Origin of the sequence: Anabaena sp. CCY 9613, from assembly GCF_963920895.1 — a bacterium.
Lineage (GTDB): Bacteria > Cyanobacteriota > Cyanobacteriia > Cyanobacteriales > Nostocaceae > Cyanocohniella.
In genome coordinates this window covers 1-212 of sequence record NZ_CAWUDE010000084.1, presented here as the reverse complement: position 1 = coordinate 212, position 212 = coordinate 1, and the positions used below count along the sequence as shown (strand labels likewise).

General features: G+C 66.0%; 1 protein-coding gene. It reads left to right on the top strand.

The window, feature by feature from the left end:
* The coding region (locus tag ACM0OT_RS23885) for a hypothetical protein (protein WP_414566856.1) at positions 1 to 212 on the top strand (212 nt) is incomplete at both ends.

Sequence of the window (212 nt, the reverse complement as noted above, 5' to 3'; positions counted from 1 at the left end):
CGGTGAGAAGGCGTTCGACGCGATCGACCGCGCTGCGCGGGCCAAGGCGATCCTGGTGAGCAGTTCGCCGGCCGGCCAATTGGTGCTGACCCGTGCCAGCGAGACGCTGATCGAGACCAAGCTGGTCGAGGGTCTGAACATCCTACGAATCAGCGCGCGGCATACCTGGGCGCGCCGTCATTCCGAGATCCGCATGAAAGCGCAGGTCGCGG